Origin of the sequence: Enterococcus mundtii (assembly GCF_002813755.1) — a bacterium.
In the GTDB taxonomy this organism is placed as follows: domain Bacteria; phylum Bacillota; class Bacilli; order Lactobacillales; family Enterococcaceae; genus Enterococcus_B; species Enterococcus_B mundtii.
In genome coordinates this window covers 257,897-279,309 of the sequence record NZ_CP018061.1, presented here as the reverse complement: position 1 = coordinate 279,309, position 21,413 = coordinate 257,897, and the positions used below count along the sequence as shown (strand labels likewise).

Sequence of the window (21,413 nt, the reverse complement as noted above, 5' to 3'; positions counted from 1 at the left end):
GAATTCAATGCTATTATCAGAAATCACTTTACCAAATCAAACAATCTTAAAAAATCGAATCGTCAAATCTGCAATGAGTGAAACACTTGCCGACAAAGAAAATAACCCAACTGAAAAACATATTCATCTTTATCACCGTTGGGCTCAAGGCGGTAGTGGACTTTTAATTTCAGGAAATGTCATGGTCGATCGTGATCATTTAGGTGAACCTGGAAATGTTGTTATAGATGAAAATACAGATAAATCAATTTTAAAAGCCTGGGCCAAAGCTGGAACAGAAAACCATACAAAATTTATTTTACAAATCAATCATCCCGGCAAACAGTCACCCAAAACAATGAACTCACAACCGGTTGCCCCTACTGCTCAACCGATAGGTGAAGAACTTCAAGGATTTTTTAATCCTCCAAGAGAACTAACTACTAAAGAGATCAAAACACTGGTGGAACAATTTGTCACAGTTGGTAAAATAGCGGAAGAATCTGGTTTTTCTGGGGTACAGATCCATGGTGCACACGGCTATCTCATCAACCAATTTCTTTCTCCAGCAGATAATCAGCGAACCGACCAATACGGTGGTTCTTTGGAAAATCGGATGCGTTTCCTTCTTGAGATCTACCAAGGGCTAAGAGAAGCCACTACACCGGAATTTATTGTTGGTTTAAAACTTAATTCCACAGATTTTACTGCTCAAGGGTTTAGTGAAGAAGACTCGCGTCAAGTTATTTTAAGAATGGCGGAACTAGGGATCGATTTTGTTGAGATTTCTGGTGGTAATTACGAAAAAACAAAATTCATGGAGGTTGGGGAAGGGGCATTTTTCCTTGATTTTGCTAAAGATATCCAACAGCAAGTGACAACCCCAATCATTCTAACTGGTGGACTGACACAACCAGAAACAATGGAAGAAGTAATCACTAAAGAAAAAATTGCGATGGTTGGACTAGCACGAGCACTAGCAATGAATCCAGAGTTGCCAAATCAACTAGCAGAAGGACATGCTCAATCCATTCAGTTACCACGTCTAACGACACATCTGAAAAATCTCGACAAAAAAGCTGGGAGCATTATTAATCTTTCTTATTATGAACAACAAATGAATCGCTTAGCGACTGGTAAAGAAGCTAAATTTACAACCAACGCTTGGTCACCGCTTCTTGATGCAATGTTTAGACATGGTCTAAAAATTCTAAAACCAAGACGCAGATGATGGTTGCTAGTCAATCAATAAAAAGAAAATCCGTTCGACTTTCTGTTTCTTAGTCGAACGGATCTTTTTTTGATGCAACACAGAAAAACTTGTTAGTTACCTCCTAAACGGATTATCTGATCAATAAGAAGATGATATTTTTCAGCTATTCTTTTTGACCAGATAACATGAAAGAGCAAACCGATGAGATTCGATAAAACAGACTGTTCATATTCGTTACATTTCTTGTATCAAAATGACTCACATCTATTTCTCTTAAATTGCGCATCTGGGTAAACATACGTTCCATATTTGTTACTTGACTCGTATCTAAATACTCCATTCCTTCAATTGTTTGGACATTTCGTAAATTTTTCAAAAAATCCTTGGTTATGTTCCCCCTGCTCAGCATTCGATAAGACACTATTTCTTGTTCCAATCAAACTTCCCCGTAATTCGATCCTCCCCGTGATAACGATGCCGTTGATCATTTCTTGATTCGCGGACGTATGATTAAAATAATCCGTCGCTCCATATCGACCACCAACATTATTTTCCTCATCGAAGATGCCAGAACTTAGAGTCAGTGTCCCAGAAGCATCGACTGTCCATGGAATCGTTCCTAATTGACCAGATTCAACGACTGCAGGATCAAACCCTTCAGTCTCATTAACAAACGCTTCTACATCGCTTTGCTCAATAGTCCACTCAGGCGCTTCTATAAGTTCAGTACTTATCTCCGCTCCCTCATAGAGCCTATCATTTTCAATTTCTTCAAATTGAGAAAACTCTTCTATCCCGTTTTCTTGCGGAATATTATTAAAATGGAACACATCGTCTTTTAAAACCAATTCGTCATTGCTATGTGCTTCTGGTGATTCCTCCGATTCTACGTGAATCGCAATTACTTGCCAACTGGCAAAAGCATCATCATCATCACAACATTGAAAATCAAAAGTTGTTTTTTCCACAAACCTTTCTTTCTCATGTAGCCACCCACCCTAACTCTATATAAGTGAAAGAATTTGTCATTAATAGCTTATAGCCTACTCAAATAAACAATATATCTTAATCATGTATCTAATCTCTCAGCTATTAATAAAAAAGCTCTCTCTTTTTCAATAATATATCACCTCATTTAATCTTAATCCATTTATTATTTTTTTCTAATTCAGAAAAATTACTGTACTCACGCCTATTTCCCTGATATAAAAGAATGATTAAGTAAAAATAAAATAACGTTTGAAAGAAAAGATAAAAACAGCTCAAACCCTTACTTAGAATAAACTAAAAGCAAAAATTACATTATACTAAAAAAACACATCTTTATAACCATTAAGACAATGTGATGCACAACCTGAGATCCACTCCAATTCCCCTAAAAAAAGATATTTATTCCTCAAAATAAACCGAATCCCTTTTCAACTGTTCCTTGGATTATTGGAAGACAAAAAAAACTGACCTAATTTCTTAGATCAGCAAGTCTATCGATACAGTTGATTATAAATGGTTGGTTTCTTACAATTTTTTTGAAAAATCAATGTTTAAATTTTTGAAGTAATAAAAAATAGCAACTCAACCTTTAAGAAATTGATTATTCATTGCCTGTAAACTTAATTGGTCGATAGCCAGTGCTTGTTTCAAATAAGTTTGGATCGACCCGTATTCCTTTTCTACTACTTGATAAAAACGGTCCAAGTAACTACTGTCCACATTCAACGCAACATCTAAAGCAGCTAGATTCCCCTCAGTCAAGTGGACTTTTTTTGCTTGCGCCAAAATCAACGCATTTTCTTTTTTACGTAGTTCATTCGTACGTAAATAATCGACATAGATTGCCTTGCGAGGAACGTCTAATGACTCTAATATTAGTAAGGCTGCGATTCCCGTTCGATCTTTCCCAGCAAAACAATGGAATAAAAGACTTTCCTCTTGATCCAAAGTAAGTACTTCTTGGAAGAAACGAGCATACCCTTTCTGCGAAGTCGGATTCAATGCGATATCTTCATATATTTTTGTCATATAGTTCGTAGCTTTTTCAGGTGAGCCGATTTTCACAAAATCTTCCAGCCCAGCGCCTTCGTCTGCCACATCTTTCATGATGTCGATATGGATATATTTCGTCTGTGGAACCGTTTTATCTGGTCGAGCCTGAATTTCATCTTCGCCGCGTAAATCAACGATTTTACTTAAACGATAGGTGGTTTCTAAATGTCTAGCATCTTCTTCTGTCAAACTAGATAGTTCACCTGAACGCAAGAAAACATTTGTTAAAACTTCTTTGCCATTTCTATTTTTGATGCCACCGATATCGCGAAAATTTGTGATTTTTACCATTTCTGCAATGACCTTCCTTTTCCTATATTTTAGGATCGTTTCCACTTAGTTCCTCAGAAGCGGTTGCGTACTGCATCTGAAAGAACCACCAAAGATCCTTGTCAGTTGATAGTCAATATACTCGACTGTGATTCCTCGTTTCTCTAATTCTTCACCAATAAAAGTAAATTCTGGATCTGTGATATACGTTGTCTCGTTGATCGGCAGTCCGTTCGTCGCCAATCGAGAGGCTTGTGCTAAAGACACCTCTACCCGATCCCAATGGCTTAACTGTTCTGGGATACCATTTAGGAACGCTTCTTCACACACGATCATCAATCCATCTTTGACAAGGCTTAATGCGCAGTCTAAATGCAGGATCGTCGGATGAAGTGGCACTTCGATCACTTTGTAGCCGAATCGTTTGACTAGATTTCTTAACCATTCAATACCACGAGTATTAGATGCTAACCCTGAGTTACCTGCAAAAATCGTTTTTCCTAATACTAAAACATCTCCGCCTTCTAAGAAAGGCCCTTGTTCTGAATCGATACCTTGCGAAATATCCGGCTTAGGAATAGAAAAATACAAGCAGTCATTCTCATTTGATTCATTCATGAGTATCTCACGAATCGGTAGAATCTCATTTCTGCGGTGCGGGAGCTTCAATGAACCTTCAATCAATAGATTCCCGATCGTAAAAAAGGGATCTCGGGTGAAAAAGTTACTGTAGCCATACTCTAGTCCTAGTTCTTTTTCAAAAGAGGTCAACTTTCTTGGTAAAAGGACTTCTACCTCATGTTTTTCTAGTACTTTTTGTAAATTCTTCCGTTCGACTTCCCAAGCTTTTTGTTGTTCTGGGAAAGCTTCACTAAAGTCTTTGCCTATCACTTCAGGCCCACTAAATAATTCATGGTTTTCTTCTGTCAAGAAATCGACACCGGTTAATTTTTTCGTAGGAAAGCCAAATTCAGACTGTGCTAAAACGACCCGTTTTAGCGGTGCAAACTCGCTTTTCACAAAAATATGATCCATCGTTTCTGCTCCTCCTCGATTTGTTCGAATCTTTACAGGAAATAACATGCGAAACCAACCAAAAATATTAAAACAATCAAAGCAATCATTGGTTCGACCCATGTTTTTTTCGAAGAAAGAAAGACATTTTTCTTATTTTTTACAAATCCCCAACCAAACTCTCTAGGGAGTTGTACTTCTAATATCATCCCACCTGATAAAGGCAAGAGTGCCACTTTATATCTGGATTTTGCAAACAAAAACAATGACATAAAATAAAGACCGAACTGGATGATTTTGATCAATCGAATGATTTGGATATTTTTGATTTTTCTCACTATTTCTCTCCTTCTATCCTAGCGGTTATCGTCTAACAATAACACCCTTTCTCTTTTTCTTAGGATATTTTTTAATTATTTGGTTAAAAGAGCGTTCTATTCTGTTACCTCTGCTCCCCAACCTCCACTATCTGCCAGAAGCAACTTTTTTTACTATAACATGAGTTGACTTCGTCTAGATCAAACCGATCATAATCGTTGGTTTTGGACTCATAACCTACAAAATCTCTCACTAAATAGCCCACATCCAGTCGATTGGAGGTGAGCTATTTTCTACCGAATTATTTCATTTCTACGCTTTCACCATTAGTCGCAATCACTTTTTGATACCAGTAAAATGATTTTTTAGGCGAGCGGGCCAGCGTTCCTTTGCCCTCGTCATCTCGATCGACATAGATAAAGCCGTATCGTTTACTCATTTCACCAGTTCCTGCACTGATCAAATCAATACAGCCCCAAGAAGTATAACCAATCAAGTCCACGCCATCATCAATTGCTTTCCCCATTTCTTGGATATGTTGGGCGAGATAATCGATCCGGTAGTCATCGTGGATCGAGCCATCTGGTTCAATTTTATCGACAGCCCCGAGTCCATTTTCTACGACCATCACTGGGATTTCATAGCGAGAATAGATTTGATTCAAGGTATATCGCAACCCGACCGCATCAACTTGCCAGCCCCATTCGCTTGTTTCAAGATACTCATTAGCCACCCCGCCAAATAAATTGCCGCCACTTTTATCTGACCGAGTATTTAAATCATCTGCAATACACGTACTCATGTAATAACTGAACGTATAATAATCGACAACGCCTTCCTTCAAGAATGCCAAATCCTCTTCTGTGATATCCACTTCGATTTTTTCTTTTTCAAAGTAGCGTTTCATGTAATAAGGATAGGCTCCTTTGACTTGGACATCGCCACAGAAATAATTTAACCGGTCATTCATTTGTTGCGTCTTCAATACATCTAATGGATGACAGGTTTTAGGATACATCGTGATATACGCCAACATACAGCCGATCTGAAAATCAGGATTGATTTTATGTCCAGCAATCACCGCTCGAGCAGAAGCAAGGAAGACATTGTGTAAGGCTTGATATTTTTCTGTTTCCGTATAAGTTCGATTAAATAATCCATTGATTTGTTTGCCATGTTCTAAGACACCAAAATTGATTTCATTGAAGGTCAACCAGTATTTCACTTTGCTTTTGTAGCGTTCAAAAAGTGTCGTTGCGTAACGTTCGTAATACTCGATCGTTCGTTTGTCTAAAAATCCGTCATACGTTTTTCCCAAATGAAACGGTAACTCAAAATGTGAGATCGTCACGATCGGTTCGATCCCATATTTATGTAGCTCATCAAACACTGCATCATAAAATTTCAACCCTTCTTCATTTGGCTGCTCTTCGTCACCATTAGGAAAAATCCGTGTCCACGCAATCGATAAACGATAGGCTTTAAAGCCCATTTCCGCAAATAATGCGATATCTTCTTTGTAGCGATGATAAAAATCAATCGCTGTATGGCTCGGATAGTAATACTTGGTTTCATCGATCACCAAATCAAAGGTACGTCGTTTCCCCATCTCACGATTGCCTGCACGATTGTGATCGCTGATCGAATCTCCTTTACCATTGACAGCCCATGCTCCTTCACATTGATTTGCCGCTGTTGCGCCACCCCATAAAAAATTCTTCGGAAAACTCATCAGTCATTGCCCCTTTTCAGTTTGATATGATAGCCTTACTGTTATTTTATTATTGAGTATAAAAAAAGACCTAATCAACCACCTAAAAAGGCCGTTGATCAGGTCTAGCTTAACTGAATAATCACTATCCTATCTAAAAAGATACTATTTTTTGTAAACGTTGTCAAACATTGATTTATTCGTCATCTTCAGCCAATGCAACAATCACTTGGTTCACATTCAAAATATTCTCTGCACCAGAGCGAACATATTCCGGCGCCGATCCAACCATTTGACTATTGATAAACTCGATGACCATTGGCATATTCATGCCCGCATATAATTCGATCGCTTCGCCTTCCATGATCAATTGGACAATACTATTGGCTGGCGTCCCGCCCATCAAATCACAAAAGACAACATAGTCTTCCAACGAAGAAACCACCGCAAGAAATTTTTCTTTGAAATCCTCTGTTCCTTCTTCCGGCAATAAAGGCACTGTATGAATATGAGCTTGCGGCCCCATGATCATTTCGGTACTTGCCTTTAGTCCTTCACAAAGTTGTCCGTGACTGACAAGAACTAACTGTTTGCTCATTTTCAACACCCTCCTATTTTGAGATCACACCTAAAGCGGATAAAACGACACAGATAATCAAGACGATAAAAATTGCTCTTGTTGATGTCATATTCTTTTTGCCTAATAACCAATAGACACCGCCAACGATCGCTGCTGGTAATAGTTTAGGAAGGATCATATCAATATTATTTTGCATGTTCATCGTCACATCACCAATGCTCGGCGCCCAGGAAACTTTCACATTCACCATTGTAGCAACTAATGCACCTACCATAAACACCCCTAACAAGGTTGCGGCATCTGTGAGCGCTGTTAATCGTGATTGCATCGTGGTCACTAAAGAAATCCCTTCTTTGTAAGCAAATTGCAATTGTTTCCAACGAAAGACCATGACTGCGATTTGTGCTACTATCCAGATAAAAATACCCGCGGGGTTCCCATTGATCGCCATATTTGCGGCTAATGCCCCAAAAATGGTCGGGATCAATGCGGCGAAAATGGAATCGCCAATTGCGGCGAAAGGTCCCATCAATCCAGCTTTCATCCCAGAGACAGTTTCTTTTGCAGCAATGCCCTCTTTTTCTTCAATTGCTAAATCGATCCCGGTAATGATCGTGTTGAAAAAGTTAGAGGTATTAAAAAATTGTGTATGAGTCTTCATTATTTCTTTTAATTCCGGCGTATCATCTCCGTAGATTTTTCGCAATTGTGGCAGGATCGTATAGAGATAGCCTGAACCTTGCATCCGCTCATAATTCCAGCCTAATTGGAAGGTCAACAAGCTTCGGCGGTTGATTTGTGTAAAGTCTTCTTTCGTTAACTTGTAATTAGATTTCGTCATCTTCGATTTCTCCTTCCTCAGAGGTTGTATGGGGACTTGCTACTTGCTGGTTTTCTGTTCGTTGATTGTTTTTATAGCTGATCGCTGCTAAAGAGAAACCGATCATTGCTACTGCCAACATCGGTAATGAATTGAAGGTTGCTGGCAAATCTTTGACGACACTTGCGACACTCGTGCCAAGCAACTGGACATTTGAGAACAACGTTGCTAATAAAGCAGTGATCGTAAAACCTAAAATCAGATAAGGAAAATGTTTCTTGACTGGTAAATAACGTAGTAAAATAGCAAAACCGACTGCTGGTAAAACGGCTCCTGCGACAGATAAGCCATCTCCTAACCATTTCAAATCGCCATTTAGCACAGCGACGACGTTTTCGACTAGTACGCCACCAAATGCTAAGGCTAAAAAGACGGGGATCAAACGTGACAAGGACCAAGGAAGAGCACCTAATAAATAATTGCGTTCAATTGCTTTATAATTCATTGTTTCGACATGTTGGTCGATACGATGAGCGAAGTACGTATTCGCAAATCGAGCTAAAATATCCAATTGGATCATTAAACTAGCGACAGGAACTGCAATAGCTGCAATTGCCTGTTCTGGATTCATCCCTAATGAGATGGAAAAAGCAGTCGCTAGTATCGTTCCGGAGTTTGCATCGATCCTTGAAGCACCGCCAAATGTCCCAACACCTAGAACGGTCAATTGCATACTACCACCGATGATCAATCCAGCTTGTAAATCCCCCATGACTAATCCGGTGAACAAACCGGCAAAAACGGGGGCACTCATTGAGGAATAAATTTGTAGTTCATCTAAAATCTGATAACCTGCATATAAAGATAATAATAAGATTTGCCACCATTGAATGGACATCTACTTAACCCCCTTATTTATTCAAAAGACTCATAAAATCTTCTGACTTATCACTTGGTACCATTTGTGCGGTCAAATGGACCCCACGCGCATTTAACTGTTTGAAATCCTCAATATCCTTTTCCACCACATTAATCGATTTGGTGATTGATCTGGTTTCATTTGTCTGAGACATATTCCCTACATTGACTTCCTTGATCGGCACGCCTCGTTCAACAAGTTTCAATAATCGATCAGGTTTTTTTGCGACGATCAGTAAGCGTTGGGAGTCATATTTCCCAGCGAGAATATTCTCTGCGGCTTTTTCAATCGGTAAGACACTTAACTTTACTCCTGCTGGTGTGGCTAATTTCAAGCCACTTTTTTCTACTGTATTCATTGCGACCTCATCATCTACAACTAATATCCGAGTAATCGACAACTTCGTTACCCAAAGATTCGCGACTTGCCCATGGATCAAACGTCCATCGATTCTTACACCAATAATTGCCATTGTTCATTCTCCTTTACAAATAAATTGTTCATTCTAAAACTAAAGGTAACGCTTACATTATTCACCTGTTTTTTGATACCAAGGTGTCGCTGTCTGATTGATTACTTGATTCAAGTTCTCAATATTCTGTCTACCTTGTGTCCGTAACCATTTGACGGCTCCTTCTTTCCCAGCATCTACATAAGCTTTGACGCCATCTTTCCAAGTCGCTCTTCCGCACAAGACACCATTGAAGGTGGAACCTGACTCATGAGCAAAGACTAGCGTTTGTTGGAATAATTCAGAACATACACCCGCACTCAAGAAAATGAATGGCAAGTGAGTCGCCTCGCTTTGCGCCTTGAAAAAGTCAGCTGCTTCTTTTTGACTATAGACGATTTCCTTGTCACCAAAACCTTCGACAAAGTTCATATTGACTGGTACTTCGACTTTCAAAACATCTACTTGGTAACGAGGATTGGAAAATTCTCTCATCATTTCAATCACTTTATGCGGTTTGACCTTTGCATACTCACGTAAAGCGCTATCATTTATTTTCGCATCATAAGATAGCAGTTCTAAATAAAACGGTCGATCCTCTCCTGCGCATTCACTTCCTAGACGTTCAATAAAGACGTGTTTCAAATGATTGATTTTTGGATCTTCATCAACGTCATAATAAAGTAAAAATTTCACTGCATCTGCTTGTTCTTCTTTTAATCTCAAGGAAGACCAGTCTCCTAATAGATCCGGTAACCGTCCAGGAGTCGATACATCATATCCCGTTTTTTCATACGCCAAGAGCAAACCAGCGGATTGATCACGTACTTTGGCAGCGGGCAAACCATATTCAGGATCTAATAAAATAGCTGAAGCATAGGGCGTCAACTCACTAGAAACCAACGCTTTGAACTCAATCAATTGTTCATCTGTGGGTGTTTCTCCTAAAGCCGACAGCATTTTCTTCAATGCTCCCCGCTGATCGATTGCTAATGCACTGATGATGCCGTCTTTTGTTGCTAATTGTTCCATCGCTTTTTTCTTATTTGGTGTCATCGTTTTTATTGACCTCCTTGTTATTCATTTTGGTACTCATGGATCGTCACACCTTTGACTACTCGATTCACCGTTCCTGTCGGTGAAGGTGTGTCAGGCGTATTACCAACTTTGATCGACATCTGAAGAGCAATGATTTGTGCGGTCAAAATCATCACTACGGATAGATAGGCATCGGGTAATTCTAGCGCGGCTGGTTCTAGGAAAAAGTTTGCTCCAGAAAAGTCTCTTTGCGTCGATTGAGCAATGGCTAACACCTTTGCAGCAATAGCATTGCCATTGATTTCTTCCAAAATATCTAAATCATAGTTGCGTGTGTACGCTTGGTTCGTCACAAACCCGATCACTAAAGTTTGCTCATTGATAAAGGATTTTGGTCCATGACGGAAACCCATCGAAGAATCAAAGATCGTCGCGATTTTCCCAGCCGTCAACTCTAAGATTTTCAGCTGTGCTTCCCTTGTGGCACCAGCCAAGCTACCTGAGCCAAGATATGCAACCCGATTGAATGGTACTGCTAACACTTGGATCAGTTCTTGCTCTCTTTTCAGAACATCTTTGCCGATATGGCTCAAGGATGTGACATACTTTTGTTTTGTTTCTTGGTTCGTTTGATCAAACAGCCAAAGGGCACTCAATAGCATACATGTAAAGCTACCTGTCATGGCAAAGCCAGCGTCATTTGCTTTTTTTGGCATCAACAACAAGAAATGTTGCGATTGTTTACGTGAGACTTGTGCTAATTTTCCTTCTTCTGCACACGTAATCACTAAATGGAACAACGTATCCACAACTTGATCGGCAATTTTGACTGCTGCCAGACTTTCCGGACTATTGCCACTTCTAGCAAACGAAATCAATAACGTGGGTTGATCAGGAAACAAATACTCTCTTGGAGAAGCAACAATATCGGTCGTACCAAAACTATGAAAAGCAAACCGTTTGGTGTCTCCATGCTCATTCAAGTAAGGAACAAGCGTATCGCCTACATATTGAGAAGAGCCTGCACCGGTAAAGATGACTTGGATTTGTTGCTTGTTTGCCTGTTTTTCAAGTGCATCAAAGAAAAGGGCTAATTCATTTTTCTTCTCTTCTAAGATTTCCACAACCTCTTCCCACAGATCTGGTTGTTGTTTGATTTCTTCTGTAGTGATCCTTGCACCTATTTTTTCTAATTCATCCTTCGACAGTTCAAACATGTTATTTTCCTCCTAGATTACTCCGAACATGACGGATCTTATAATGGAATTGGTCTGCTCTGGCGACACTATCTGTGTATTCGATGATCTCGTTTTTGCTATTGAAGGTCGTCCGTTTCAAATGTAAAATTGGTGCCCCATCGCATATATGCAGTAATTCGGCATCATTTGCGTAAACAATACTGGCATAGAATTCTTCTTCTGCCACTTGGACATGTTGATCAAAATCTTTTAGAAAAACATCATACAAAGGCTTGCTTTCCAAAATCGGCAAATCAAGGCCAAGAAACAGTTTTGCTGGTAAATAAGACCGTTCAACCATCAAAGGGACATCATCCGCTAAACGTAGCCGCTTGATTTTGAAGATTGCTTCTCCTAGATTGAGATTCAATCGTTCAGCCAACTGCTTTGTCGCTGCTTGTTTTTCAAAAGCTAAAATAATCGTTTTCGGTGTACGCCCCAATGCCAACATTTCTTCTGTGAAGCTGTAAGCACCTGCTAAACTCGCTGCTTGATGCGATAAGTCACTGACAAACGTGCCTTTTCCATGTTTTTTATAAATATAGCCAAGTGTTTCTAATTCCTGCAATGCTAATCGAACCGTCGTCCGACTCACACCATAGTACAGACATAACTCCCTCTCAGACAGCAATTTATCATGCGGGATCATTTCTGCTTCAATTCGTTTCTTTAGTACATCAACTAGTTGATAATATAACGGTTTCCCTTTACGAGAATTTTCCATTTCTTTACCCCTTCCAACTGGTTATAACCACAAGACAATCGTAAAGTAATAATAACTACCTGTCAACATAAAAATCGCTTAAAAACCGCTATATAACAACGTTTTCACCAACTATATATAAAAACATTTTAAATACCTCGAAAATACCACTTAAAATAAAAAAACAGCATAAACTTCATAAAAAGAAGCATAAGGCTTAGCCTTAAAAAGCTTGTTTATCCTAGAAAATTTATAAAATAATGAACAAATCCAACGGTTCTTTTTCTTGCATTCCGCTAAATTCCAATGAAAAATAACAAAAAAAAAGAAACACTTCATTTCCCACGTCTAGGCGCTCAAAGTGTTTCTCTTTTGCTATTTCAAGATGACTAATCAACTAGCGACTAATCTTATTTTGCCAAGAAGAAGCTGTCTTCCTCAATACTACATTTAATTCCTCAATGTTGTTTCTCCCTTGTTCAGCTAGCCATTTTATTGCTGCCTGTCTCCCTTGATCCACAAAAGGTGCCACACCATCTGCCCATGTAGCTCGCCCACATAAAACGCCATTGAACGAAGAGCCAGCGTTTTTGGCAAAATGCAACGTTTCTTGGAATCCTTCGGCACTGACACCTGCACTCAGAAAAATAAACGGTAAGTCAGTGGCTTGGCTTTGCTCGATAAACAAAGCGGATGCTTCTTGCTTGGAATAAATGATTTCTTTTCCAAAACCTTCAACATAAGTCATATTGACAGGTACTTCTACCTTCAAGACATCTACGTTGAACCTCGGCTCTGAGAAAATCTTCATCATTTCAATGACTTTTTTCGGTTTGATCTTGGCATATTCTTTGGAGGTCGTATCTGGGATCGTTGCATCATAAGATAGCAATTCTAAAAAGAAAGGAAGATCTTCCGCCAGACATTCTGAACCGATTCTTTCTACATATGCCTGTTTCCGTTCATTGACTTCTTCGCTTTCGTCTACATCATAGTAAAGCAAGAATTTGCAGCCATCTGCTCCAGCTTCCTTTAGTCTTTTGGCTGACCAAAAAGCTAAGGTATCTGGCAAACGTCCAGGTATCGTTGTATCATATCCTGTTTTCTCATAAGCCAACAATAGTCCAGCTGTCTTAGCGCGTTTTTCAGCAGCGGGCAACCCATATTCTGGATCTAAAAGAATCGAAGAAGCAAAAGGTGTCAATTCTTCGGACACGAGTTCTTTGAAATGGATCAAATCATCCACTTTGACCTCCTCTTGATGTCTCGCCATCATTTTTTTCAATGCGCCTCTTTGGTCAATCGCTAAAGCCCCGATGATCCCGTCTGGATTACTCATGTTTACCAATGCTTGGTATTTCCCCTCTGATACTTTCCTCATTTTTTCAACATCCCTTCTAACTTAGAATCAATCAAGCCAACAATTTCTTCTTGAGTGGAAGCAGTGATAAATGCTTGTTTAAAGCCTTCATCCATCAACATTCGTGCCATTTGTGAAAGAAGCGCCAAATGACTGGTTCCTGCTTCTGCAGCTGGAATAAACAACGCAATCACATACTTGATCGGTTGACCGTCTAAACTATCCCAGGCGACTGCATTCGTTAATTTCAAAATAATGATCGTTGGTTCTTCTATACTTTCACTTTTCGCATGAGGGATCGCAAAGCCATCCATCATACCAGTCGTACCTTCTGCTTCGCGTTGTTTCAAGCCGATTTCGACCGCCTGTTCATTGGTCGCTTTACCTACCTCAACGATTTTTGTTGAAAGAAACGCAAACACCGCTTCACGAGTATTCGCCGCCACATTGGTATAAACAAATAAATTTTCCATCAAATGAATCCTCTCCCTTTCACACACTCAGTGACTTTCTTTTTTGAACCAAGCCTAGTAATACTCCCCCTACAATAGAACCAGCAAGAATCGCAAGAATCCAAAGTAAGCCATGCGTCACTACTGGTAAAACGAGAAATCCGCCATGGGGTGCTGGTACTTGCACGCGAAAGAAATAGGTCAATACAGCGGCGATCGACGAACCAAGCATCATGATTGGCAAGACACGAAGCGGATCTTTTGCTGCAAAAGGAATCGCACCTTCCGTAATATGTGTTGAGCCTAGAATGATATTCACTAGACCAGCATTCTTTTCGTTTGGCTCGAAGTATTTCCCAAAAAGCAAGACCGCAAAGCCAGTAATCAACGGCGGAGCAATACAGGCTGCAGAAACTCCCGCCATAAAGCTAGTATTTCCTTGTGCTAACAGGGCAGTTCCAGTAACGTAGGCTGCTTTATTGATCGGCCCCCCCATATCGAATGCGCACATACAACCGACGATCACCCCTAATACTAAAGGACTTGAGTTTTCAAACCCTGCTAGAAAATCCATCATTCCTTCATTGATACTAGCCATCGGTCCTGAAATGACTGTCATGATCAATCCAGTAATCAACACCCCTAGTACGGGATATAAGAAAATTGCCTTTAAACCATCTAGTGTTTTAGGCAAAGGTTGTAACGCTTTTATTAATCCCAACACCACATATCCTGCCAAGAAACCTGAGATAATTCCACCTAAAAAACCTGTACCACCATCTGAGGCAATCAATCCGCCGACAAACCCCACAACCAATCCAGGACGTTTTGCAATTCCTTCAGCAATAAACGCGGAAAGGACCGGCACCATCATACTCATTGCAAAACCACCGATTCGATTCAAACTCGCAGCAAATTCATTGTATTGCGCATTGGCAGGATCGGCAGAATAAATCCCCCATAAAAAAGAAATGGCGATCAAGACTCCCCCACTGACAACAAAAGGCAACATGTGGGAAACACCATTCATCAAGTTCTTATAGATGCTGTGACCAACACTCTGTTGTGCATGTTGTTTTTCCTTATCTCCTTCTGCCATTTCGATTTTTTCAGAAATCACTCCTTCACCGTTTAAAGCCGCAGCAATCAATTGATCGGCTTCTTTGATCCCTTTCGAAACAGAAACATCAATGATCCGTTTCCCGGCAAATCTTTCAGGCTGAACATCTTTATCCGCCGCAATAATCACTGCTTCCGCTTCAATGATTTCTTGATCTGTCAAACGATTTTCTACCCCTACTTGTCCATGGGTCTCCACCTTGATCGTAATGCCTTTTTTCTTTGCTGCCTGTTCCAGTGCTTCTTGTGCCATATACGTGTGGGCGATACCTGTGGGACAACCAGTTGCAGCAATTAATCGATACTTAGCCATTATCTGAATTCCTCCTTATGAATGGTGATTTGTTTTTTCAACTCTGCGACATCGGTAAAATCAGTCAATCCTTTTTGAAACGCAGTCGAGCTACCCGCAGCTAAACTGTCCTTGAAACAATCCGCACTATTTTCTTCTTTGATCAATCCTGCCAGAAAAGTGGCTAGGAGTGTATCCCCGGCGCAAGCGGTATTAACGACTTTTCCTTGCGGGGCGTTTCCTGTCAAACAATAGTTTTCGTTCACATAGATCCCACCCGCTCCACCTAATGACAGCAATACATTTTGTGCACCTGCGGCTAATAGTTTCTTGCAATAGTTTACATATTCCGTTTCTGCTATTTCTTCATCAAACCATTCTGCCAATTCCTGCTCATTCGGTTTTAGTAAAAATGGTTGATACTTTAGACATCGTTTAACGATTTTAGCACTCGTATCTAAGATCAAGCGCACTTGATTCTCATGACAGATTTTACTGATCATTACTAAGATTTCTTCTGGTACACCTCTTGGCAGACTCCCAGAAACACAAAGATAATCTCCAGCTGACAAATGACTGATTGTCTCAAGCAATTCTTCCATCGCTAACTGGTCGATTTCTGGTCCACGATTGACCAATTTATATTCACTTGATTCCTCATTCACTTGTGTAAATACGTTGATGCGAGTCATTCCGGGTATAGAAACAAAATGAGCGTCGATTCCTTCCTTCGTCAAGCATTCCTCAATATAAGCCCCAGTAAATCCTCCGCTAAAGCCCAATGCAGTATTTGGTATCCCGAGTTTTTTTAAAATCAATGAAACATTGACACCTTTCCCATTTGCTTGGATATCATCATCGATTGAGCGGTTCACGACATTCGGTTTGAGTTGTGCCACTTCAATAAACAGATCAATCGCCAGATTCATCGTACATGTATATACGTTAGCCACCTGTATCCCTCCTCACTTTATCTACAGTATGGCCTGTTTTTGGATGTACATGTTTTCTAAATAAGCAAAATTTTAGGTAAATGTTTACAAAATAAAACTCATCTAAGTAAGGGTTTACATCAATGGTAGAATAAAAAGAAAAGGGGGAGGACTAAATGGAAACTAAATTAAGCGAGGCAGAACATTTTTTATGGGAGTATATGATGAATCACATCCAAGAAATCCCAAATCTATCAATTATCAAACTAAGCGAACGAGCCAACGTATCCACCACGACCATCGTTCGTACCATGAAGAAAAAAGGGTACGAAGGCTATACTTCTTTTAAGCATCATTTAAAGGAAAAGAAGAATACCACCATCAATTTTGCTACGGTCGATAAAGTAGATGAAGAAATAAAAACCTCCATTCTAAAAAACGAACAGGAAGTCGTGCGTACCATCAATCTATTGGATACAGGGGTAATCGAAGATGCGATTCAAAAAATCTGGAGTTCACAAAGAATCATTATCTTTGCCAGAGGATTTTCAGAAATGATTGGAGAAGAAATACAAACAAAATTCCAACTACTCGATAAGTATTGTGTCCTTCATACCGATCCAAATATCATCAAAACCGTTAGTCGCAAATTGCACAAAAAAGATGTCGTTCTTTTTATTTCCTTAAACGGTGAAACAGAAGAACTCGTAGCAGCAGCGGAGAATTGCTACCGCGAGGAAATCAGTTCGATCCTGATCACCGCATCACGGGAAAGTCGCTTGAACCGATTAGCAGAATTATCTTTGATCGGCTTCAAATCCGAAATCTCTTTTTTCCCTGAATATGAAGTCCGCTCTCGCCTGCCACTTTCTGTGATTGCGCGGATCTTGCTGGATTCGTATGCGATACGGGTGAAGAAGGGGGATTGAGGAACAAGTATAAGAAGCATCAATCACCGAAAATGTGAAGTTTTTTCGGTGATTGGTGCTTCTTTACGAAAGAGTTCATTCAATTTTATTTACGTTTGATTCATGACGTTCATCTACATTCATGTCTTGTCATAATGCCAAAACAAAACAAATAATCGAAACTACAACTGTCAAAACAAATTCAACCTTCACTTCCGTTCCATATGTTTGATTCGGTAGATAGATGGCTTTTCGTTCCGATTGATAAGGAATTTTAGGGCGGTTGGGTTGAGCAGACTCAATAAGTATTGATAATAAAATCAGTGTGAAGTAAATAGTATTTTGCTGGGCCGCAAAATAAATACTTGAAGCTAATAAAATTAAACTAGTCCCTTTGAGTATTCTAGCGTAGGTCATTGTTATCTCTCCATTCTATTCTTCTTTTATTTGTAGATTTTCTGTCCTGTTTTCTAACTATTTTCTATTATTTTTATACCTCCATGAGGTTGTGACAGAAGTGTCTAGCTCCGAGAAATAAGCCGAGAAAAACGAAAATTGTTCTTCAAATTTTTGGATTTCTCGGCTTATTTCTGAAGGAGTTACTTCTGGAACACCGTTTATTAAGTTTAAGGTTAGAAACAAAAATGAATTTTATTTTTGTTCCCAATCACTAGATAGGAGGTGAGAACAATTATTTGACTCACTCGGTTCACCTTCTCTAAAATTCTCATACGATCGATACTTTTATGTATTCATTTTTATTACTAACTAAATAGATGTGGTTCAAATTATTCCTGTTACTAAAAATGATACAATTCTAATTCCAAAATGGAGCAAATCATAAGAACTAAAATCGTGGGAATCAGCGCAAACACCACTTCCGTTCTAGATGTTTGATTCGGTAGATAGATTGAATTTTTTCCCGATTTGTAAGGAGTTTTAGGTTGCTCGGATTGGGTATATTCAATAAATAGTGATAGCATAATCAGTATGGTATAGATCGTATTTTTCATTGCAGCAAAATAGATGCTTAGCGCCAATAAAACCAGTTGGATTATTTTGAATATTCGAATGTAGGTCATCTTTCATCTCTCCATTCTATGTATAAATAGTAACCGATCCCTCTCTACAAATATATATACGTAAAGCACTAAAATATTACTTTAACAAATTAAAATAACTTCCATCTTAATCATATCAAAAAATATCAAAAAAAATTATTACATTCCTAAAAAGCTGTTTTAACAGCATAATCGTCAACATTTCCCTTCAACCCAAACAACTCTTACGAATAAATAAAAAAACGGAACAACAGGCTGAATGTTTCCATCCACCTGTTATTCCGTATTTACTATTACTTAAATTTAGTTTTTACTCCACAAATGGCTCTTCACCTAGTGCTTGTTGTGCCGCTAAGTTTAGTAAGCTCCATTGACGGTCGTGTCCTGGTTGGAAGAAGAAATCTGCTTCTGCCAAGTCTTCGATCGTTAATTTTTGTTGGATTGCTAGTGCTAAGACATTGCCTTGTGCAGTGATGTCCTTCGTTGATAAAACAGCGCCACCTAGCAATTGGTGCGTAAATGGATCATAGGCTAATTGTACAGCTGCTTTTCCGTTCCCAAATTCTTCTGGTACGAATTTTGGACGGATCGTATCTTCATAGAAGGCTGTTTTGATGGCTACGCCAGCGCGATCAGCTGTGAAGCTGTTCAAGCCACTTGCAGCAAAATGATAGTCAAACACACGTAACGCAGATGAGCCGACTAAGCCACCAAATGGTTTGCTTGGTGTTTGTTCAAATAAGTGTTGAACGACATAGCGTGCTTCTCGACGTGCAACTGTTGCTAATGCGATCGGCACTTTTTTGCCTGCTGGGATCGAATAAGCAAGTGTTGCATCTCCTACTGCATAAACATCAGGTAAGTTTGTTTGTAGGTATTCATCTGTGATGATCCAGCCACGTTCATCTAAATCAACGATGCCTTTCAACCATTCGGTATTCGGTTTGACACCGGCAGCTTGGATGATCAAATCTGTTTCGATCGTGCCACTGTCTGTTTCGATGGCTGCGACTTTACCGTCACCTGTGAAGGCTTTGATATTCACGCCAGTTTTGATGTTCATGCCTTTTTCTTTTAAGTGCGCTTCTAAGATATCTGTCATTTCCTTATCTAAGTAAGTACCTAAAGGACGATCGATCATATCTAATAACGTTACTTCTTTCCCTGCATTCAAGAAAACTTCTGCTGCTTCGATCCCGATGTAACCTGAACCGATCACAGCTACTTTTTTCACTGCTGGGTCTGTCATGCGTTCTTTGATTTTCGTTGCCCAATTATAGCCACGCATCAAATATACATTTTCTAAGTCTGTTCCTGGAACAGGTAATGAGTTTGGTTTAACACCTGAACTCAAAATCAATTTATCGTAAGCATACTCTTCTGTATGTCCATCTTCTTTACGTGTAACTGTAACTGTTTTTTTATCTGCATTGATTGTGTTTACTTCGTGGTTATTTAATATCGCCACATTTGGTTGCGGAAAGTTTTCCGGTCTGAAATTACGGACATCATTCACACTAGTGACTTGATCCTCTAAATATAATTCCATGCCGCATGACATAAATGAAACATAGTCGCCTGCTTCAAACAAGGTGATATCCACATTTTCTCCGTATCTAGATAGTAATTCTAAAATGGATTGATGCCCTCCATGTGATGCACCGACAATAATTACTTTCGTTTTTTCCATTGACAAAACCCTCCTCATAACAATTGTTTAGAATCATTCTAAACAATTTTACGATATCATTCTAAGAATAATAATGCAAATGAAAAGGCTTGCCTAAAAATTTTATTAGTTATTTTAATATTATTTTTTTAATTGTGCTAAAAATGTGCCGATACGTTTACACGCTTCTTGTAGGTCATCCATCCCACTTGCATAAGAGATTCGGATAAATCCTTCACCTTCCGGTCCAAAAGCTGAGCCAGGGATACAGGCAACCTTACCTTGTTCTGCGAGTGCTAAACAAAAATCCCACGAATTCATCTGGATTGTTTCTGGTAAGCGACAGAACAAATAAAACGCACCATCAGGTTGAGAGATTTGAAAACCTAATTCCGTAAGTTGCGGCAATAGATAATCTCGGCGTTCGACGTAGCGGGCCTTCATTTTTTCCCCTTCGTCCATACTCGTTGTCAAGGCTTCGACCGCAGCTTTTTGAGAAATCGTTGTGGCAGAAGTAACTAAATATTGGTGGACCTTGATCAATTCATCGATCACTGGTTTTTGAGCAAAGAGAAACCCAATGCGCCAACCAGTCATGGCATGAGATTTAGAGAGTCCATTCACGACGATCGTTTGTTCAGGCAAGTACGTAGCCATCGAGACATGATCTCCCACGTAGTTCAACTCCGAGTAAACTTCGTCACTGATGACAAAGACTGGGTGCTGGCTTAAAACTTCTGCAAGTTTGCTCATTTGCTCCGCAGATAACAATGTTCCCGTTGGATTACTTGGGTAATTCAAAATCACTGCTTTGATTTCGTCTCCGTATTTGGCAAACGCCTCTTCTAGTTGTTCTGGCTGACAAATAAAGCCAGTGTCTGATGTATCGATCGTGATCAATTCGGCGCCTGCTAGATCAACAATTGGTTGATAGCCGGGATATGCAGGTGCTGGGATCAATACTTTATCCCCTTCTTCTAAGACCGCTAATAAAGCTGTCGCGATCGCTTCTGTGGCACCGATCGTTGTTAGTACTTCCGTTTGCGGATCATAAGAAAGACCGTAACGTTCTTTTTGGAAGAAACAAGCTGCTTCACATAATTCTGGTAAACCTCTCATCCCGGTATAATGAGAATAGTTTTCTTTGATGGCTGTGATCCCTGTTTCTTTGACTGCTTCAGGTGTTGAAAAATCTGGCTCACCTAATGTCAATTTGATGATGCCCGGAATGCTTGAGATTTGCTGATCGAACATACGGATCTGCGAGACTTCGATTTTAGCCAGCCTTGGATTAAAACGATGGTGTAGATTCATAGACTTCTC

23 protein-coding genes are annotated in these 21,413 nt (G+C 39.6%); 2 read left to right on the top strand and 21 right to left on the bottom strand.

All coding sequences use genetic code 11. The features are described from left to right. Positions 1-7 precede the first annotated feature (7 nt). On the top strand, positions 8-1,210 hold the full coding sequence (locus tag EM4838_RS01325) for an NADH:flavin oxidoreductase/NADH oxidase family protein (RefSeq protein ID WP_023519118.1): 1,203 nt from the start codon (positions 8-10) through the stop codon (positions 1,208-1,210). A gap of 145 nt (positions 1,211-1,355) precedes the next feature. On the opposite strand, the gene EM4838_RS01320 is transcribed toward EM4838_RS01325, so the two are convergent. The 17 genes from EM4838_RS01320 to pfkB all read right to left on the bottom strand — a co-directional run bounded on the left by EM4838_RS01320 (position 1,356) and on the right by pfkB (position 16,473). Next, positions 1,356-1,532: a BspA family leucine-rich repeat surface protein gene (locus EM4838_RS01320; protein WP_157733673.1), complete on the bottom strand. Its 177-nt coding sequence runs from the start codon at positions 1,530-1,532 to the stop codon at positions 1,356-1,358. Between the two features lie 4 nt (positions 1,533-1,536). Continuing rightward, the gene (locus EM4838_RS01315) at positions 1,537-2,160 is read right to left on the bottom strand and encodes a hypothetical protein (protein ID WP_071866700.1); all 624 of its coding nucleotides are present in this window, start codon (positions 2,158-2,160) and stop codon (positions 1,537-1,539) included. A gap of 604 nt (positions 2,161-2,764) precedes the next feature. Continuing rightward, positions 2,765-3,526 carry a tyrosine-protein phosphatase gene (locus EM4838_RS01310; RefSeq protein ID WP_071866699.1) on the bottom strand — a complete coding sequence of 254 codons (762 nt, stop codon included), beginning with the start codon at positions 3,524-3,526 and terminating at the stop codon, positions 2,765-2,767. Between the two features lie 45 nt (positions 3,527-3,571). Beyond that, on the bottom strand, positions 3,572-4,540 hold the full coding sequence (locus EM4838_RS01305) for a dimethylarginine dimethylaminohydrolase family protein (RefSeq protein ID WP_071866722.1): 969 nt from the start codon (positions 4,538-4,540) through the stop codon (positions 3,572-3,574). Positions 4,541-4,572: 32 nt separating this feature from the next. Next, entirely contained in the window at positions 4,573-4,857 is a 285-nt protein-coding gene (locus EM4838_RS01300; protein WP_023519113.1) for a hypothetical protein, read from the bottom strand. Positions 4,858-5,138: 281 nt separating this feature from the next. Beyond that, positions 5,139-6,569, bottom strand: coding sequence for a glycoside hydrolase family 1 protein (locus EM4838_RS01295; RefSeq protein WP_023519112.1), 1,431 nt, complete (start codon positions 6,567-6,569; stop codon positions 5,139-5,141). A 175-nt stretch (positions 6,570-6,744) separates the two neighbouring features. Then, entirely contained in the window at positions 6,745-7,146 is a 402-nt protein-coding gene (locus EM4838_RS01290) for a PTS sugar transporter subunit IIA (RefSeq protein WP_023519111.1), read from the bottom strand. A 13-nt stretch (positions 7,147-7,159) separates the two neighbouring features. Continuing rightward, on the bottom strand, positions 7,160-7,969 hold the full coding sequence (locus EM4838_RS01285; RefSeq protein ID WP_010736307.1) for a PTS system mannose/fructose/sorbose family transporter subunit IID: 810 nt from the start codon (positions 7,967-7,969) through the stop codon (positions 7,160-7,162). Next, positions 7,956-8,846, bottom strand: a complete 891-nt coding sequence (locus EM4838_RS01280) for a PTS mannose/fructose/sorbose/N-acetylgalactosamine transporter subunit IIC (RefSeq protein WP_071866698.1) — start codon at positions 8,844-8,846, stop codon at positions 7,956-7,958. Before EM4838_RS01280 ends, EM4838_RS01285 begins: the two co-directional genes overlap by 14 nt. A 13-nt stretch (positions 8,847-8,859) precedes the next feature. Then, the gene (locus EM4838_RS01275) at positions 8,860-9,339 is read right to left on the bottom strand and encodes a PTS sugar transporter subunit IIB (RefSeq protein ID WP_010736309.1); all 480 of its coding nucleotides are present in this window, start codon (positions 9,337-9,339) and stop codon (positions 8,860-8,862) included. A 57-nt stretch (positions 9,340-9,396) separates the two neighbouring features. Next, positions 9,397-10,374 (bottom strand): tagatose-bisphosphate aldolase, encoded by a 978-nt coding sequence (lacD, locus tag EM4838_RS01270; protein ID WP_071866697.1) that lies wholly within the window; start codon positions 10,372-10,374, stop codon positions 9,397-9,399. Between the two features lie 20 nt (positions 10,375-10,394). Beyond that, positions 10,395-11,573: an SIS domain-containing protein gene (locus EM4838_RS01265; RefSeq protein WP_023519108.1), complete on the bottom strand. Its 1,179-nt coding sequence runs from the start codon at positions 11,571-11,573 to the stop codon at positions 10,395-10,397. A 1-nt stretch (position 11,574) separates the two neighbouring features. After that, positions 11,575-12,318, bottom strand: a complete 744-nt coding sequence (locus EM4838_RS01260) for a GntR family transcriptional regulator (RefSeq protein ID WP_071866696.1) — start codon at positions 12,316-12,318, stop codon at positions 11,575-11,577. Between the two features lie 376 nt (positions 12,319-12,694). Continuing rightward, on the bottom strand, positions 12,695-13,678 hold the full coding sequence (lacD, locus tag EM4838_RS01255; RefSeq protein WP_071866695.1) for a tagatose-bisphosphate aldolase: 984 nt from the start codon (positions 13,676-13,678) through the stop codon (positions 12,695-12,697). After that, positions 13,675-14,130, bottom strand: a complete 456-nt coding sequence (locus EM4838_RS01250) for a fructose PTS transporter subunit IIA (RefSeq protein ID WP_062805688.1) — start codon at positions 14,128-14,130, stop codon at positions 13,675-13,677. The genes lacD (EM4838_RS01255) and EM4838_RS01250 overlap by 4 nt, the downstream gene beginning before the upstream one ends. Before the next feature lie 19 nt (positions 14,131-14,149). After that, positions 14,150-15,541, bottom strand: a complete 1,392-nt coding sequence (locus tag EM4838_RS01245; RefSeq protein WP_023519104.1) for a PTS fructose transporter subunit IIC — start codon at positions 15,539-15,541, stop codon at positions 14,150-14,152. Beyond that, entirely contained in the window at positions 15,541-16,473 is a 933-nt protein-coding gene (pfkB, locus tag EM4838_RS01240) for a 1-phosphofructokinase (RefSeq protein WP_023519103.1), read from the bottom strand. The genes EM4838_RS01245 and pfkB overlap by 1 nt, the downstream gene beginning before the upstream one ends. 155 nt (positions 16,474-16,628) lie before the next feature. Between pfkB and EM4838_RS01235 the strand changes: the two genes are divergently transcribed. Beyond that, positions 16,629-17,381, top strand: a complete 753-nt coding sequence (locus tag EM4838_RS01235; protein ID WP_010736317.1) for a MurR/RpiR family transcriptional regulator — start codon at positions 16,629-16,631, stop codon at positions 17,379-17,381. 129 nt (positions 17,382-17,510) lie between these two features. Here EM4838_RS01235 and EM4838_RS01230 read toward each other — a convergent pair whose 3' ends face one another. From EM4838_RS01230 to EM4838_RS01210, 4 genes are all read right to left on the bottom strand, one after another. Further along, positions 17,511-17,777 (bottom strand): hypothetical protein, encoded by a 267-nt coding sequence (locus tag EM4838_RS01230; protein ID WP_019723856.1) that lies wholly within the window; start codon positions 17,775-17,777, stop codon positions 17,511-17,513. A 383-nt stretch (positions 17,778-18,160) separates the two neighbouring features. Beyond that, on the bottom strand, positions 18,161-18,442 hold the full coding sequence (locus EM4838_RS01220; RefSeq protein ID WP_010736319.1) for a hypothetical protein: 282 nt from the start codon (positions 18,440-18,442) through the stop codon (positions 18,161-18,163). Between the two features lie 289 nt (positions 18,443-18,731). Beyond that, positions 18,732-20,111 carry an FAD-dependent oxidoreductase gene (locus EM4838_RS01215; RefSeq protein ID WP_010736320.1) on the bottom strand — a complete coding sequence of 460 codons (1,380 nt, stop codon included), beginning with the start codon at positions 20,109-20,111 and terminating at the stop codon, positions 18,732-18,734. A gap of 120 nt (positions 20,112-20,231) precedes the next feature. After that, positions 20,232-21,404, bottom strand: coding sequence for a pyridoxal phosphate-dependent aminotransferase (locus EM4838_RS01210; protein ID WP_023519102.1), 1,173 nt, complete (start codon positions 21,402-21,404; stop codon positions 20,232-20,234). Positions 21,405-21,413: the final 9 nt, after the last annotated feature.

What these genes read in the sequence shown, in the direction of transcription:
- EM4838_RS01295 (WP_023519112.1), bottom strand. Translation starts at nt 6,569, where the DNA reads ATGAGTTTTCCGAAGAATTTTTTATGGGGTGGCGCAACAGCGGCAAAT.
- EM4838_RS01325 (WP_023519118.1), top strand. Translation starts at nt 8, where the DNA reads ATGCTATTATCAGAAATCACTTTACCAAATCAAACAATCTTAAAAAAT.
- EM4838_RS01310 (WP_071866699.1), bottom strand. Translation starts at nt 3,526, where the DNA reads ATGGTAAAAATCACAAATTTTCGCGATATCGGTGGCATCAAAAATAGA.
- EM4838_RS01305 (WP_071866722.1), bottom strand. Translation starts at nt 4,540, where the DNA reads ATGGATCATATTTTTGTGAAAAGCGAGTTTGCACCGCTAAAACGGGTC.
- lacD (WP_071866697.1), bottom strand. Translation starts at nt 10,374, where the DNA reads ATGACACCAAATAAGAAAAAAGCGATGGAACAATTAGCAACAAAAGAC.
- EM4838_RS01235 (WP_010736317.1), top strand. Translation starts at nt 16,629, where the DNA reads ATGGAAACTAAATTAAGCGAGGCAGAACATTTTTTATGGGAGTATATG.
- EM4838_RS01280 (WP_071866698.1), bottom strand. Translation starts at nt 8,846, where the DNA reads ATGTCCATTCAATGGTGGCAAATCTTATTATTATCTTTATATGCAGGT.
- EM4838_RS01250 (WP_062805688.1), bottom strand. Translation starts at nt 14,130, where the DNA reads ATGGAAAATTTATTTGTTTATACCAATGTGGCGGCGAATACTCGTGAA.
- EM4838_RS01245 (WP_023519104.1), bottom strand. Translation starts at nt 15,541, where the DNA reads ATGGCTAAGTATCGATTAATTGCTGCAACTGGTTGTCCCACAGGTATC.
- EM4838_RS01230 (WP_019723856.1), bottom strand. Translation starts at nt 17,777, where the DNA reads ATGACCTACGCTAGAATACTCAAAGGGACTAGTTTAATTTTATTAGCT.
- EM4838_RS01290 (WP_023519111.1), bottom strand. Translation starts at nt 7,146, where the DNA reads ATGAGCAAACAGTTAGTTCTTGTCAGTCACGGACAACTTTGTGAAGGA.
- EM4838_RS01260 (WP_071866696.1), bottom strand. Translation starts at nt 12,318, where the DNA reads ATGGAAAATTCTCGTAAAGGGAAACCGTTATATTATCAACTAGTTGAT.
- EM4838_RS01220 (WP_010736319.1), bottom strand. Translation starts at nt 18,442, where the DNA reads ATGACCTACATTCGAATATTCAAAATAATCCAACTGGTTTTATTGGCG.
- lacD (WP_071866695.1), bottom strand. Translation starts at nt 13,678, where the DNA reads ATGAGGAAAGTATCAGAGGGGAAATACCAAGCATTGGTAAACATGAGT.
- EM4838_RS01320 (WP_157733673.1), bottom strand. Translation starts at nt 1,532, where the DNA reads ATGGAGTATTTAGATACGAGTCAAGTAACAAATATGGAACGTATGTTT.
- EM4838_RS01275 (WP_010736309.1), bottom strand. Translation starts at nt 9,339, where the DNA reads ATGGCAATTATTGGTGTAAGAATCGATGGACGTTTGATCCATGGGCAA.
- EM4838_RS01210 (WP_023519102.1), bottom strand. Translation starts at nt 21,404, where the DNA reads ATGAATCTACACCATCGTTTTAATCCAAGGCTGGCTAAAATCGAAGTC.
- EM4838_RS01285 (WP_010736307.1), bottom strand. Translation starts at nt 7,969, where the DNA reads ATGACGAAATCTAATTACAAGTTAACGAAAGAAGACTTTACACAAATC.
- EM4838_RS01265 (WP_023519108.1), bottom strand. Translation starts at nt 11,573, where the DNA reads ATGTTTGAACTGTCGAAGGATGAATTAGAAAAAATAGGTGCAAGGATC.
- EM4838_RS01215 (WP_010736320.1), bottom strand. Translation starts at nt 20,111, where the DNA reads ATGGAAAAAACGAAAGTAATTATTGTCGGTGCATCACATGGAGGGCAT.